Consider the following 15986-nt stretch of genomic DNA (forward strand, 5'->3'; position numbering starts at 1 on the left):
GAACGCTGAAATATTTGCTGAGGCGCCGATATATTCTAGAGGGCGCCGTTATTTCTGAGATGGCGCCGATAAAATTTTGAAGGCGCCGTTACCGCTTATTTATCGGCGCTATCATATACGAAGACGCTTATATACCAAAAATATCGGCGACTCACTCATCCTTACTCACAATTTAAACTCACTGATACCCACGCAAAATCTCCAATAAATAAAAAATCGTAGGATTCGACCCCAGATCGAATCCCACGACTTAGTTAAAAGCTTTTACATATTACGGCGATATTGGCCACCGACTTCGTATAGCGCATTGGTAATTTGGCCAAGGCTAGCAACTTTGACGGTATCCATTAGTTCCGCAAAAATATTGCCGCCTGATGCTGCCACTTCTTTTAAGCGCGCTAAAGCCACTTCAGCTTCCGCAGCATTTCGTGCTTGGAAATCGCGTAAGTTCTGGATTTGTCCTTGTTTCTCTTCTTGCGATGCACGAGCGACTTCCATTGAGTTGATGTCATCTTCAGATGGCGGGTTCGGATTCTGGTACGTGTTCACACCAACAATCGGTAATTCTCCTGAGTGCTTCTTACCTTCATAATAAAGCGACTCTTCTTGAATTTTACCGCGTTGATATTGACGTTCCATCGCACCTAGCACGCCACCACGTTCATTTAAACTTTCGAATTCAGCTAACACAGCTTCTTCCACAAGATCCGTTAATTCTTCTAAAACAAACGCACCTTGCAGGGAGTTTTCCGTCTTCGTTAAGCCGAATTCTTTATTAATAATCATCTGAATCGCCATCGCACGTCGAACAGATTCTTCTGTCGGCGTCGTGATCGCTTCGTCATATGCGTTCGTATGAAGCGAGTTTGTATTATCTTGAATCGCGAGTAACGCCTGAAGCGTCGTACGAATATCGTTAAAGTCGACTTCTTGCGCATGCAGGGAACGGCCTGACGTTTGAATATGGTACTTCAATTTCTGACTGCGATCGTCGGCGCCGTATTTGTCACGCATTGCGACCGCCCAAATTCGGCGAGCAACTCGACCAATCACGGTATACTCTGGATCCAACCCATTCGAGAAGAAGAACGATAAGTTCGGCGCGAATTTATTAATATCCATACCACGACTTAAGTAATATTCAACGTACGTAAAGCCATTCGCCAACGTAAAGGCAAGCTGACTAATCGGATTCGCACCCGCTTCAGCAATATGATACCCCGAGATCGACACAGAATAATAGTTCTTCACATCCTGCTCAATAAAGTACTCTTGAATGTCACCCATCATACGCAGGGCAAACTCAGTTGAGAAGATGCATGTATTTTGACCTTGATCTTCTTTCAAAATATCAGCCTGAACCGTTCCGCGTACCACCGAAATCGTTTCTGACTTCAATCGCTCATGTTCATCTGCGCTTGGCTCACGACCATTTTCATCTTTAAATTTATCAAGCTGTTGATCAACCGCGGCATTAAAGAACATCGCTAAAATAATTGGCGCCGGCCCGTTAATCGTCATCGAAACAGACGTCTTCGGATCACTTAAATCAAAGCCATCATACAGTTTCTTCATATCTTCAACGGTACAAATACTGACGCCTGACTCGCCGACTTTACCATAAATATCTGGACGCTCATCTGGGTCTTCACCGTATAACGTAACCGAGTCGAACGCTGTACTCAAGCGTTTGGCTGGTTCATTCTCGGATAAATAGTGGAACCGACGATTCGTTCGTTCTGGCGTTCCTTCCCCAGCAAATTGACGCGTCGGATCTTCTCCGCGACGCTTGAACGGGAACACACCGGCTGTATAAGGGAAATAGCCTGGTAGATTCTCAAGCATCATAAACTCTAAGCGGTCGCCCCAGTCTTGATAACTCGGTAGCGCCACTTTCGGAATCTTTATACCTGACAGACTTTCTGTATTCATCTCGACTTTAAATTCCTTACCGCGCACTTCATAACTCATTTCATCTTTAGAATACGTGTCCTGGAATTGGTCGTAATCAGCTAATTTCTGTGTACTTTCTAAATCTAATTGCTGTTCATAATCGGCAATCAGCTGATCAAGCGCATCGACTTCGTGACCCGCGAGTTCATCTTTCGTGCCCTTCAACTGATAAACTTTACTCGCAATCTCGCTTTGACGACGTGCATGGTCTTTATAGCCACGAACCGTCTCGGCAATATCACGTAAATATTGGCGTCGTTCAGGCGGGATAATTAAGTTTTGCTTCTCAGCAATTTTCACACTGGTATCAAACGGGACTTCTACATTCCAATCATAACGCTCATTTAGCGTTTCGACCATCGCAGCAAATAAAGTATTTGTCCCCGCATCGTTAAACTGGCTCGCAATCGTTCCGAAAACAGGGAATGTCGCGTGATCTTCATGGAACAACATATGACTACGCTCATACTGTTTACGGACTTGTTTAAGTGCATCATCAGAGCCTTTTTGTTCAAATTTATTAATGACAATAAAGTCTGCAAAATCGATCATGTCGATCTTTTCAAGCTGTGAAGGCGCACCGAATTCGGCGGTCATCACATACATGGACAAGTCCGTGATTTCAGTAATTTCTGCGTCACCCTGACCAATTCCGCTCGTTTCAATGATAATAAAATCAAAATGCGCCGCTTTCGTCACGTTAATCGCATCCGTAATCGCTTTTGACAATTCGCTCTTAGAGTCACGTGTTGCCAGTGAACGCATGTACACACGCGAATCAAAAATCGCATTCATGCGAATTCGGTCACCAAGCAAAGCGCCGCCTGTCTTCTTCTTCGTCGGGTCAACTGAAATAACCGCAATCTTCTTATCAGGGACTTCATTTAAAAAGCGACGAATTAACTCATCGGTTAAGGAACTTTTACCAGCGCCACCCGTTCCGGTAATCCCCATAACAGGCACGTTTGAACCGTCAATCGCTAGCAATCGGTCCAACTCTTCACTTGAAACTGAACCATTTTCCACATGCGTGATTAAGCGAGCAACCGCTTGATTGTCGCCATCCTTCGCCGCTTTAGCGTCCGCTTCTAATTCAATAGGCGTCGGGTGATCGCACTCTTCTAACATCGTGTTAATCATCCCTTGAAGCCCTGTTTCACGACCATCTTCAGGTGAAAAGATGCGCGCAACCCCATAGTCATGAAGCTCTTTAATTTCACGCGGCAAAATAACACCGCCACCACCACCGTAGACTTGGATGTGGCTTGCACCTTTTTCATTTAATAAGTCGACCATGTATTTAAAGTATTCGACATGGCCTCCCTGATAAGACGAAATCGCGATTCCTTGTGCGTCTTCTTGAATCGCGGCATTAACCACTGCTTCAACCGAGCGATTATGGCCTAGATGAATAACCTCTGCACCACTCGCTTGTAAAATTCGTCGCATAATATTAATCGATGCATCGTGACCATCGAATAAACTTGATGCCGTCACAAACCTTACAGGATTCTTGACTTGATATGCTTCCACTTGCTGCATTATGACACGCCTCCTTGCTTTTGATTATAAGCTTCATACGACAATTGGTTCGTTAACCATTTAAATTGAAGATTCGTATAATCCTCTAATGTAAATGTTTTTTGTAGCGTCCAACGACGAAAGCCCCACATCTGTCCTTGAATAAAAATGTTATTCGCCATTAACACAATGTCTTGATCACTTAAAACTGACGCATAATTATTGGTTAAAATCTGTTCAAACAAGTGCATCATTTCGATTTCTTTATTCAAAACATAATCTTGTGCTTCTTTTGGTAACGCTTTTAATTCTTGATATAAAATCAACACTTCATCTTGTAAATCATCCATGACATGGAAATACGACTTCACCGCTTGATAAAGCGCATCTTCTGACGTCTCATTGGTATCAATGACTGCGTCCATGCGCGACTTCACTTCATCGTAAATCGCATCACAGACGAGAAAAAGGACGTCTTCTTTCGTCCGAATATATTCATAAAGCGTCCCAATACTAAAACCAGCTGCTTTAGCGATCTCCCGCGTCGTTGCGCGGTGAAACCCTTTATCTTTAAAAAGCGTCACCGCACCTTTCTGCAGTTGAGCTCGCCGTTTTTGAATCAGTGTTTCATCCTTAATGGAGGAACTAATTTCTTTAACCATCACCTGCCCCCTTCCACACTCTAAGCCATTGATCGGCTAGTTGATAAGGGTCTGTTACACTGTTTAATTCTTGTATTAAACTTTCATCTTTTTCGATCATTTGAATCACATCTTTATAGACAGCATCATGTATTAAGTCGTAAACTTCATGCTTCAATTGTTCTTGGCGTTTCTGGATGCCTGCTTCTGAGTTTAGTAAATGATCCCTGTGCTGCTCGAAAGCTCGGACCATTTTATCAAAACCTTTAGGCTCATTCGTCGAAACAGCTTCGATGACGCGTGGTTCAAATTGTTCGTAACCGACCATATGAATCATGTCATACAGCTGATTTTTCAATTGACGAACACCTGGTAGATCAGCTTTGTTAATAATAAATAAATCGGCAATTTCCATAATGCCTGCTTTAAACACTTGCATGACATCGCCAGAGTTAGGCGTCAGCACAACCGCCGTCGTATCGACTACTTTCATGATATCGAGTTCTGACTGGCCAACGCCGACTGTTTCAACAAAAATATAATCAAACCCGTAGGCATCACACGCTCGGATCGCGTCTTTGGTTGCACGCGCTAAACCACCGAGGCTCCCACGTGTTGCCATACTTCGAATAAACACGTTCTCATCCGTGAAATGTTTATGCATCCGCACGCGGTCGCCGAGAAGCGCACCACCGCTAAAGGGACTCGTCGGATCAACGGCGATAATCGCAACTGTTTTGCCTTGCTCACGTAAATGGGTCACAAGATGATCAAGCAGCGAGCTTTTCCCAGCACCAGGTGAGCCCGTGATCCCGACGTAATGCGAGCCTTGCTTACGTTGATTGATCGCACTTAAGAGCGCCAATTTCTCCGGGTGATCATTTTCCACCATGGTAATCGCTCGGGCTAATGCCCTCTGATCTTGTTTTGCGATTCGTTCCGCCAGTTGCTCCATACGAGTCCTTCCTTTCAATCAATTAGTCTTTCGTGACCATGCGGCCAACGACGAGACGTTGAATTTCTTGTGTACCTTCATAAATTTGCGTGATTTTCGCATCGCGCATATAACGTTCAACCGGATAATCTTTCGTGTAACCATAGCCACCGTACACTTGCACCGCTTCTACGGTGACGTTCATGGCTGTATCACCAGCAAACAATTTCGCCATTGCGGATTCTTTTTGATACGAAAGACCTTCTGATTCGTTATAAGCCGCTTGATAGGTTAATAGACGAGAAGCTTCGATATTTGTTGCCATATCAGCAAGCTTAAACGAGATGCCTTGATTTTTCGCAATCGGTTTACCGAACTGTTCGCGCTCTTTCGCGTAATCCGTCGCTTTATCAAGCGCACCTTGAGCAATCCCGACCGCTTGAGCTGCGATACCATTACGACCACCATCTAATGTTGTCATCGCAATCTTGAAGCCGTCACCTTCATCACCTAGCATATTTTCTTTTGGAATACGGCAATTTTCGAAAATCAGTTCAGTCGTTGGTGATGAACGAATCCCGAGTTTTTCTTCTTTTTTACCAAAACTGAAGCCTTCTGTTCCTTTTTCAACGATAAACGCGGAAATGCCTTTATGTTTCGCATCCATGTCTGTCTTCGCAAACACAACATAAATATCAGCGACACCGCCGTTGGTGATCCATACTTTAGAACCGTTAAGCACGTATTCATCGCCATCAAGTTTCGCCGTTGTCTTCATGGATGACACATCACTACCTGCGCCAGGCTCTGATAAAGCATACGCACCTAAGGCTTCACCCGTTGCTAGACGCTGCAGGAAGTTTTGCTTTTGTTCTTCATTTCCGTATGTGTAGATTGGCCAGCTCGCTAGTGAAATGTGTGCTGATAGAGTCACGCCAGTGGATGCACAAACGCGTGATAGTTCTTCAACAGCTATCGCATAACTGACGAAATCTGAGCCGATACCGCCGTATTCTTCTGGCCACGGGATTCCGGTTAGACCGAGATTGGCCATTTGGTCAAAAATTTCACGGTCAAAGCGTTCTTCCTCGTCTCGTTCTGCCGCCGTTGGTTCAACTTCATTGACTGCAAAATCGCGGACCATTTTTCGTAACATTTGTTGTTCTTCGGATAGTTGAAAATTCATCGATTGGTTCCTCCTTTTATTTCAGCAACTGACGACTGATGACCATGTTCTGGACTTCGGTCGTTCCTTCGTAGATTTGAGTAATTTTTGCGTCACGGAAATAACGCTCAACAGGATAGTCTTTCGTATAACCATAGCCACCGAAAACTTGAACAGCTTCGATCGCTGCGTCCATCGCTGTTTGTGATGCAAATTTCTTTGCCATCGACGCTTGCATGCTTGCATCTTCTCCTGCTTCATAAGTTGAAGCGGCGTTATAGACTAATAGTTTCGCAGATTCAACAGCTGTTGCCATGTCTGCTAATTTAAATGACACACCTTGATGCTTCGCGATTGGCTTACCAAATTGTTCACGTTCTTTCGCATAATCCGTCGCAGCCTCTAATGATGCTTCTGCAATACCAAGGGCTTGAGCTGCAATGCCGATCCGGCCGATATTTAAGTTCGCCATCGCGATTTTAAAGCCTGCACCTTCTTCACCGAGCATTTGCGAATGATGGACGCGGCATTGATCAAAGCTTAATGAAACCGTACTCGAGCCGTGTAAGCCCATTTTTTCTTCTGCTTTACCAACTTCAAAACCTGGCGTGCCATCTTCAACGATAAAAGCGGATACCCCTTTATGGCCGAGTTCTGGGTTAGTATTCGCAAACACGATATAAGTCGTCGCAAATCCACCATTTGTCATAAACACTTTTGATCCTGAAAGAACGTAATCATCACCATCTTTAACCGCTTTTGTTTTCAGATTGCTAGCATCACTACCAGCCTGAGGTTCGGTTAAAGCAAAGGCACCAAGATATTCTCCCGTGGCTAATTTCGGGATATAGTGATTGATTTGTTCTTCCGTACCAAACTTCAAAATCGGGAAAGTTCCAACTGACGTGTGCACAGATAAAATCACGCCTAGTGTCGCACTCACTTTCGACAACTCATGAATCGCGATAATATATGACGTGTAATCCATGCCTGCTCCGCCACGTTCTTCACTAATTGGGATGCCAAGTAGACCGAGTTCGCTCATTTTTGCGATTAATTCTTCAGGAAAACGATCTTCCCTCTCCATCTGTTCGACAGCAGGTGCGACTTCTTGTTGAGCGAAATCACGCACCATCTTTCTCATCATCGTTTGTTCTTCTGTAAATTGCAAATTCATGAGGGGTTCCTCCTGCTCACCTTAATCATAGACGTAAAAACCACGACCTGACTTCTTACCTAGCCAGCCAGCGCTCACGTATTTCCGCAAGAGCGGGCACGGACGATACTTACTGTCACCAAATCCTTCGTGTAAGATTTCCATAATGTAAAGACACGTATCTAATCCAATGAAATCAGCAAGTTGAAGCGGTCCCATCGGATGATTCATACCAAGCTTCATCACACTATCAACATCTTCAGGTTTCGCAACGCCTTCAAAAACCGTATAAATCGCTTCATTAATCATGGGCATCAAGACACGATTAGAAATAAAGCCAGGATAGTCATTCACTTCAACTGGTGTTTTTCCGAGCTTTTCAGTTGCTTCTTGAATCATTTGATAAGAGGCGTCACTCGTTTGAATCGCACGAATCACTTCAACCAGTTTCATGACTGGCACTGGGTTCATAAAATGCATGCCGATTACTTGTTCAGGGCGATTTGTTACCGCTGCAATATCCGTAATAGGTAGAGAGGACGTATTCGTCGCTAAAATCGCATGTTTCGGTGCGACTTCATCCAGTTTTTGAAAAACCTTCGTTTTGACGTCCATCGTTTCGACGACAGCTTCGATAATTAAATCGCGATCACTCGCATCATTGATATCTGACGTTGTCTGGATTTGATTCAGCGTGTTCGTCTTATCATCAGCTGTGATGCGTTCCTTTTCGATTTGTCGATCAAGTCGTTTTTCAATGCCTTGATAGCCTTTTGTTAGTGATTCTTCTGAGATATCATTTAATTGCACGTCGAAGCCAGCTTGTGCAAAAACTTGAGCAATCCCTGCCCCCATTTGGCCAGCTCCAACGACCATAACGTTTTGTACAGCCATGCCGATTCCTCCTTCGATTATTGCTTCGGTACTTCGATTAATAAGGCGTCACCTTGACCGCCACCTGAGCAGATTGACGCAATACCTAAACCGCCTCCGCGACGTTTTAATTCATAGGCTAAAGTTAAAATAATACGCGCGCCACTTGCGCCGATCGGGTGACCTAAGGCAACTGCTCCACCATTGACGTTAACTTTCTCTGGATCAAGTCCTGCGATTTCACGACTCGCAAGTGATACAGCTGCAAAGGCTTCGTTCACTTCGAATAAGTCGATATCGTCTTTGGTATATCCGGTCTTCTCAAGTAAATTGTTGATGACGATGCCTGGCGTTTCAGGAAAACGTTCAGCTTCAACTGCCACTTCCTCATGACCTAAAATCGTTGCAAGTGGCGTTTGACCGGTTTGATTGGCTTTGTCTTCGGACATTAAGACCATTGAAGCGGCTCCATCGTTAACACCAGGTGCATTCCCTGCTGTAATCGTGCCATCTTTATCGAATGCAGGTTTTAGTTTAGCTAAGCTCTCTGCTGTGGTATCTTCACGTGGTGCTTCATCTTCTGTCACTTGAATCGGGTCTTTTTTCCGTTGTGGAACTTCGACCGTCGCGATTTCATCAGCTAATTTACCGTCTTTTATTGCTTGAACTGCGCGTTCATGACTGCGCGCCGCCCATTCATCTTGTTGTTCACGTGAGAGATTGAATTTATCAGCTGTTCGATTACCGTAACTTCCCATATGAACATTTTCAAAAGAGCATGTTAGGCCATCATGGACCATCATGTCTTTCACTTTCTGATCACCCATACGGAAGCCCCAACGAGCATTCGGCATGAAATATGGTGCTTGACTCATGCTTTCCATACCACCTGCGACAATAACCTCTTCCTCGCCGAGACGAATAAGCATGTCACCTAAGGCGACGCTACGCATGCCTGATGCACACACTTTGTTGATCGTTTCTGTTTTCGTACCCCATGGCAGTCCAGCTTCACGTAACGCTTGCCTTGATGGCAATTGTCCTTGGCCCCCTTGTAGTACTGATCCCATGATGACTTCTTGAACATCCTCTGCTTCGACATTCGCTCGTTTCAACGAATCTTTAATCGCTATACCTCCGAGTTGAACTGCTGTTAAGGGTGCTAAGGCGCCACCGAACTTTCCGAACGGTGTACGTGCACCTGCAACAATGACTGTTTTTGTCATACTAAACCTCCTCATTCGTTATGTAACCGCTATCATGTATTATAACATATATTGATTGAGCGTTCGTTCAATTTTGCAGATTTTTTATAATTTTTGTTCAATATAGAGTGAAGCTGTATTTAAATTGAGCCAACTATTTAATAAATAAGCTTTGTTAAAGTCCGTTGTTGACATTGTGATACGCTTTCGGTGGACGCTTTTACCCATAGGGCACAAGTGCAACATCTACTCAAACTCACTCCGTTCGCTTTTCGTAGTGTTTTCTATGCAGGGGCACGGTTCGAGCCTCCTCGGCAACTAAAGGAACTTCGGCTAAGTTCCGGACGTCCTGTCCGAACGCCGAAGTGACCCACATCCTGTGGGCCTCTGGGGGTCTCGAGACTCGTGCTATTCCCGCAGGAGTCGGCACCTTCGCTTCTCACAATTCAACAACTCTCTGCTACATCATTAAAAAATCAACACTTAACTTTAACAGAGCCATAAATAAAAATCTTCAACAAGAAAAACGCCGAGAGACTGAGTCTCTCGGCGTTTAATCAACTTAATTATTCAGCTGTAACAGGTTCTTCTTGTGTTACGCCTACATCTTGCCATTCAAGCTGATATCTTGTGATATCATAATTTGTTACACGCTCGTTAGCTGGATAAACTTCAGAACGATATAGTGTAGGGAATACTGGAATTTCCTCTACCATAAGTTCTTGCCAGTCGCTATAAACTTCTTTACGATACTCTTGATCAAATGCTTCTTCAGAAATACCTTTTTCTAGAAGTTCAGTGTTTTCTTCACTCTCATAACGAGGGAAGTTAAAGATTTGTGAAGGTCCATATAGACCAGTAGGGTCAACGTCTGAACCAACACTCCACGCACCTGCATAGATATCGATTGCAGGATCATCTTCACCCGTTTGACCAACGCGGTCATAGAATTGGTTGAATTCAAGTAAGCGGCCATCAACTAATTGTACGTCTAGACCAACTTTTTCCCATTGTTGCATGTAGTAGTTTGCAATCGGTTCAGCTGATTCGCCACCTGACATAGAAGCGAAGTTAATCGTTAACTCATCGCCATTTGGCTTCTCACGTAAACCATCGCCATTCGTGTCTTCATAACCAGCTTCATCTAGAATAGCGTTCGCTTCTTCTGGATCATAAGTTGGTGTTTCAATTGATTCATCATGGAAGTTTTCGTGCCAAGGCGTAATTAGAGTTGTTGCATTCCAACGTAAGCCGTTATAGAAGTTCTCACCAACACCTTGGTTATCAACTGCGTACCACATTGCACGGCGTAGTTCAACGTCTCCCATCTTCATTTCGTCTGGCTTATAATTAACTCTGCCTTCTTCGGCATTCCAATCACCTAGTTTAAAGCCAATGTAGCTATAAGAACCAGCAACATCGCCTAACCATTCAACGTTACCCATATTTGAGTTTTCTGGATACTGATCTGTTGGGAATGCGTCAACAACATCAACCCCACCAGTTTCAAGTTCTTGCGCTACTACGTTCGGGTTAACAACTTTAACAGTAACACCGTCTAAGTTCGGTTCACCGTCCCAATAGTCTTCGTTCGCTGTTAACTCAACTGATTCACCCGGTACAATTGAATCCACTTTAAATGGTCCCATACCGATCGGGTTTTCACGAACTGGGGCACTTTCAGCCATATCAGCTACTGGAATATCTTCAAATACGTGTTTCGGCATCGCATACGTCCAGATACCACCTGATGTTAATGATGGTGTTAGACGCTCATAATTAATAGTAAATGATTTTTCGTCATGAATCTCAATACCAGAGATTTCATCCGCTTCACCATTGTGATACTCTTCCATACCTTCAATCATAGTGAAACCAACTGTACCGTAACGAACACCTGTGTAATCAGGGTGTCCAATTACTTCATAAGAATAAACCCAGTCTTCAGCTGTAACCGGCTCACCATCGTGCCAGTTAACACCATCTTTGATTTCAAATGTGATTGAACCTTCTTCTTCATTCGCCTCAAATGTCGCAGCGCCTTCATTGTTATACGTATGGTCTGTGTCCATACCTAGCATAGCTTCATCAATGAATTGTAGGATTTGCGCATCAGGGTTACCTGAATAGAAGTTATAGTTTAGTGTACCTTCAAACACTGTATCGGAAACAAGTCCGAAGTTTAAATGGCCACCATCAATCGGATCTTCTTCATTTGAAGTTTGGTTTGGAAAATTCTCAATATCATAGATTTTATCTTGCGGATCTTCACTACTTCCTTCAGATCCTTCTTCTGAACCTTCCTCGCCACCTTCACTACCTTCTGATTCTTCTGAACCTTCTCCAGAGCCACCACCGGCTTCTTCATTTCCTTCGTCATCGCCGCCACATGCAGCTAGAACAAGGAACAGAGCGAGCATTAGGACAAAAAACAGTTTGCCCGTCACAGATTTGCTCATGTAAATACCTCCCCTTTTTTCTTAAAGTAGTTTGTCAGATTAACTGACATAAAATATATACTAATCGTCGTCTCAATTATGAGACGAACGACTGTATCAAAATTAGGATGCGCGGCGTTGCCTTGCATCTGCCGCACGTTTTAATGCTTCACCGACGTTACGAACAGCTAACATTAGGACTAAGATTAAAATAGCAGCTGGCACCCATATCCACCAACGTTGTTCTAAAGTGGTTGGGTTCGTTGCATAACTCAGTAATGTTCCTAAACTCGGAGTATCTTGCGGGAACCCGAAACCTAAGAATGAAAGGCCCGATTCAATCCCGATATTTGCTGCTAAGTTAAGCGTCATCGTCACCACAATCAGTGACATAATATTCGGTAATACTTGTGTGAAAATGATTTTTGTATGAGAGGAACCTAATGTCCTGGATGCTTGGACATAATCAAGTTCTTTCTCCTGTAAAGCTCTCGACCTGATCAACCTCGCTATCCCCATCCACAGGAATGCTGCCATCACAAGCGAGAAGGTCAGAACACTATATTTCGGAACAATCGTAACGAATACGATAATAATCATAATGTTTGGAAGTACCATAAAAAAGTCAACAATACGCATCATCACGTTATCTACATGGCCACCGAAATACCCGGAGACAACTCCAAAAACAATTCCAACAAAACCTGATATAAGCGTAACTAAAATTCCAACTGATAACGAGTTACGAGTACCGATAATTAACTGACCAAATATATCACGACCACCTTGGTCTGAACCTAAAATAAATTCTTCTGAAGGTGGCTCGTAAATCGCAAAAGGATCAACTCGAACGATTTCTTCCTGATTTAATAATATCGAAACGCCATAAACGACAAGTGAAATTAACACCAAAAAAACCAGGGACACTAACGCTAATTTATCTCTCATTACTTCCTTCCAGAATATCGATAAACCAGAAGGACTTTTTTCTACTTTTTGTTCAACGACTTTCTCTGTTTGTTGATTACTCACTCGTTTCACCCCCTGCAACTCTGTTATTTAATACGGATACGTGGATCAACAATACTTAAAATGATGTCGGATAATAATGCACCGAGTATGGCCGCGAGCCCAAACAACAGAACGACTGCTGTTACAACTGGGAAGTCACGAATTAAAATCGACTCGATAAACAAGTTACCCATCCCTGGATAGCTGAAAATTTGCTCCACAAAGACTGATCCAGTAATAAGCATCGTAATCTCATAACCGAAAAATGCTGCAATCGGTAAAACAGAGTTACGGAAGATATGACGGTTGTATACACGAGACTCTGGTGCACCTTTTGCTCTGGCTGTAACAATAAAATCTTTTTGCTTCGTGTCTATAATTTCACTACGGAGATATTGCACTGTACCAACCACACCGATTAACGCAATCGATAAAGCTGGTAATAATAAGTGATGCAACTTACTCATGATGTATTCGAATGAACCTGGTTCTAAACCTGAGGCGACAGAACCACCTGTCGGGAACCATCCTAGTGTGAAACCGAAGAAAAACAGGACAACTAGCGCGAAAATAAATATTGGTGTCGCAAACCCTAAGTATGTATAGCCTGTTATGATTTGATCGACTAAGCGATCATTCCAACGTCCACTGATAATACCTAAAGGAATACCAATCGCATAAATGAAAATAACAGATAATAAGGATAACCAAATCGTATTGATCATTCGCTCCCAAATCAAATCAGTTACTGGTCGGTAATGCGCTGTTGATGTTCCGAAATCACCTTCAGCTACATTAGAAATCCATCTACCATATTGCTGATACCATGGGTCATTTAGACCTAACCGTTCACGCTGTTCTTCAATCGCTTCTGGCGAAAGACTTGGGTCAACTTGGCTAGTAAAGGCATCCCCTGGCATGAGTGAAGCCATGAAGAACACGAGTAAACTCATCAATAATAACTGTGGCAGTGTAATGATTAATCTTCGTACGATAAATTTCCACATAATCGATCAACCTCTTTCTGGTAAAGCTACTTTGTGTGTGTCTGTAATCTGCTTGAGGTTAAACGCCAAGCCTTCTTCATTAAAGTAGTCATAAAATGATTGCTGATATTCTTCTTTAATCTGCGAACGAAATTCTCGATGTTTTTCTCGATTTCGTGGATCAACATCTGGAATAGCCGCGACTAGACGTTTCGTATAAATGTGCTGTGGATTGTTGAAAATTTCTTCCGTTAATCCCTCTTCAACTAAACGACCTTGATACATAATGCCGATGCGGTCACACATATGTTTAATAACGCCTAAGTCGTGAGCAATGAAGAATAACGTTAAATCCATTTCTTTTTGGATATCTTGCAAAAAGTTCAGCACTTGAGCTTGAACAGACACATCTAAGGCTGATACAGGCTCATCTGCAATAATGAGTTTTGGATTTAATGCAATTGCACGGGCAACACCTATACGTTGCCGTTGACCACCTGAGAATTCGTGTGGATACTTCATAATACTGTCTGAACTGATTCCAACGCGTTCAAGTAACTCTTGTACCCGCTTTTTCTCATCATCCTTCGATAGTTTCTCATAATTTCGAATCGGTTCAGCAACGATATCAATCACCCGTTTTCTTGGATTCAAACTTGAATACGGGTCTTGGAAGATCATTTGAATATCATTACGGACATCAATCTTCTTACCTTTCTTAGCATTCAAATGACTATCTTCAAAGTAAATATCGCCATCCGTAATATTATTCAAGCCCATAACCGCTTTTCCTGTTGTCGTTTTTCCTGAACCTGATTCACCAACAAGTCCGTATGTTTCACCTTCTCGAACTTCAAATGAAACGCCATCGACGGCTTTAACTTCATCAATTTTTCTGTTCAATATTCCCCCATGAATAGGAAAGTGTATTTTAAGATCATCAACCTTCAGTAACGCCATTTGCTTGGTCCTCCTTGTTCTCATCTGGGAAGTAAAAATGCTGATAACACGTGCATCTCACAAAGTGGTCTTCACTCACTTCATGTAGGACTGGATGATCTTCATGGGCATCATCATCAATCCAAGGTATTCGTTCTTTAAACCTGCAACCAGTACGTGGTAAATGCTTAAGTGATGGCACAATGCCTTGAATCACATGTAAACGATCTTGTGCGTAATCTGTTGCTGGAATGGAACTGAGTAGTGAACGCGTATAAGGATGCTGTGGATTAACGAAAATCGACTCCACATCCGACTCTTCAACAATTTGGCCCGCGTACATAACAGCCACACGGTCAGCCATTTCAGCAACAACTCCTAAATCGTGAGTGATTAGAATAACACCTGAATTTAAGTCATCTTTTAACTCTTGCATCAAGTCAAGAATCTGAGCTTGGATTGTCACGTCTAATGCTGTTGTCGGCTCGTCTGCTATTAATAATTTAGGCTGATTAGCAATCGCAATCGCGATAATCACACGTTGTCTCATACCGCCAGATAATTCATGCGGGAATTGATCGATGGTACGCTCAGGTCTTGGAATTCCTACTCGACCCAGTAGTTCAATCGCATAATTTCGTCGTTCTGTCTTAGACATATTTTTATTATGTAATAATAAAACTTCTCCGATTTGTACACCGATTTCCATCAGTGGATTAAGAGCTGTCAAAGGATCTTGGAAAATCATAGACATATCTTTACCACGAATCTTATTCATCTCTGATGTTGATAATTTAGCAAGGTCTTGACCTTGGAGTAAGATTTCACCTTCGATTTTACCTCGATTGTGTAAACCCATAATCGAGAAGGCTGTGGCACTTTTACCTGATCCTGATTCTCCTACAATCGCTAGCACTTCATTTTCTCGTACCGTTAATGAAACGTCATCAACAGCTGCGTAATATTCTTCGTCAATCTGAAACGACGTTGATAAATTGTTAATCTTTAATAGTTCCTGATTCAACACCATCACCCTTGATCATTATTTTCTTGCCGATTGTTATTGATAGTAAATTCTGAAAATTAAACTTAAAAAAACTTTAATATTGTCATTGTTCTGTTAAATAAATTTACAAGTGTTATTGTAATGAATGAAATTTAGAA

The 15986-nt window shown here is 42.8% G+C and carries 12 protein-coding genes; all 12 read right to left on the reverse strand.

All coding sequences use genetic code 11. The annotated features are described in order from the left end of the window. Window positions 1-264: 264 nt before the first annotated feature. The 12 genes from icmF to FHR85_RS06175 all read right to left on the reverse strand — a co-directional run bounded on the left by icmF (window position 265) and on the right by FHR85_RS06175 (window position 15846). Window positions 265-3495, reverse strand: coding sequence for a fused isobutyryl-CoA mutase/GTPase IcmF (gene icmF / locus FHR85_RS06120; protein ID WP_167261985.1), 3231 nt, complete (start codon window positions 3493-3495; stop codon window positions 265-267). Continuing rightward, window positions 3495-4136: a TetR/AcrR family transcriptional regulator gene (locus FHR85_RS06125; protein ID WP_167261986.1), complete on the reverse strand. Its 642-nt coding sequence runs from the start codon at window positions 4134-4136 to the stop codon at window positions 3495-3497. The genes icmF and FHR85_RS06125 overlap by 1 nt, the downstream gene beginning before the upstream one ends. Continuing rightward, entirely contained in the window at window positions 4129-5070 is a 942-nt protein-coding gene (gene meaB / locus FHR85_RS06130) for a methylmalonyl Co-A mutase-associated GTPase MeaB (protein WP_167261987.1), read from the reverse strand. Before meaB ends, FHR85_RS06125 begins: the two co-directional genes overlap by 8 nt. A gap of 22 nt (window positions 5071-5092) precedes the next feature. Then, on the reverse strand, window positions 5093-6235 hold the full coding sequence (locus tag FHR85_RS06135) for an acyl-CoA dehydrogenase (RefSeq protein WP_167261988.1): 1143 nt from the start codon (window positions 6233-6235) through the stop codon (window positions 5093-5095). Window positions 6236-6251: 16 nt separating this feature from the next. Next, on the reverse strand, window positions 6252-7391 hold the full coding sequence (locus tag FHR85_RS06140) for an acyl-CoA dehydrogenase (protein WP_167261989.1): 1140 nt from the start codon (window positions 7389-7391) through the stop codon (window positions 6252-6254). Between the two features lie 21 nt (window positions 7392-7412). Continuing rightward, the gene (locus FHR85_RS06145) at window positions 7413-8264 is read right to left on the reverse strand and encodes a 3-hydroxybutyryl-CoA dehydrogenase (protein WP_167261990.1); all 852 of its coding nucleotides are present in this window, start codon (window positions 8262-8264) and stop codon (window positions 7413-7415) included. A 17-nt stretch (window positions 8265-8281) separates the two neighbouring features. Next, window positions 8282-9469: an acetyl-CoA C-acetyltransferase gene (locus FHR85_RS06150; RefSeq protein WP_167261991.1), complete on the reverse strand. Its 1188-nt coding sequence runs from the start codon at window positions 9467-9469 to the stop codon at window positions 8282-8284. Between the two features lie 545 nt (window positions 9470-10014). Beyond that, a complete protein-coding gene (gene opp4A, locus FHR85_RS06155) occupies window positions 10015-11907 on the reverse strand; it encodes an oligopeptide ABC transporter substrate-binding protein (RefSeq protein ID WP_167261992.1) in 1893 nt (630 codons plus the stop codon). Between the two features lie 102 nt (window positions 11908-12009). Continuing rightward, window positions 12010-12918 (reverse strand): ABC transporter permease subunit, encoded by a 909-nt coding sequence (locus tag FHR85_RS06160; protein ID WP_167261993.1) that lies wholly within the window; start codon window positions 12916-12918, stop codon window positions 12010-12012. Between the two features lie 23 nt (window positions 12919-12941). Next, window positions 12942-13904, reverse strand: coding sequence for an oligopeptide ABC transporter permease (opp4B, locus tag FHR85_RS06165; RefSeq protein ID WP_167261994.1), 963 nt, complete (start codon window positions 13902-13904; stop codon window positions 12942-12944). A gap of 6 nt (window positions 13905-13910) precedes the next feature. After that, a complete protein-coding gene (locus FHR85_RS06170; RefSeq protein ID WP_167261995.1) occupies window positions 13911-14843 on the reverse strand; it encodes an ABC transporter ATP-binding protein in 933 nt (310 codons plus the stop codon). Continuing rightward, window positions 14824-15846: an ABC transporter ATP-binding protein gene (locus FHR85_RS06175; RefSeq protein ID WP_167261996.1), complete on the reverse strand. Its 1023-nt coding sequence runs from the start codon at window positions 15844-15846 to the stop codon at window positions 14824-14826. The genes FHR85_RS06170 and FHR85_RS06175 overlap by 20 nt, the downstream gene beginning before the upstream one ends. Window positions 15847-15986: the final 140 nt, after the last annotated feature.

The sequence above is a fragment of the Alkalibacillus almallahensis genome (assembly GCF_011761495.1).
GTDB classification, from domain to species: Bacteria; Bacillota; Bacilli; order Bacillales; family Alkalibacillaceae; genus Alkalibacillus; species Alkalibacillus almallahensis.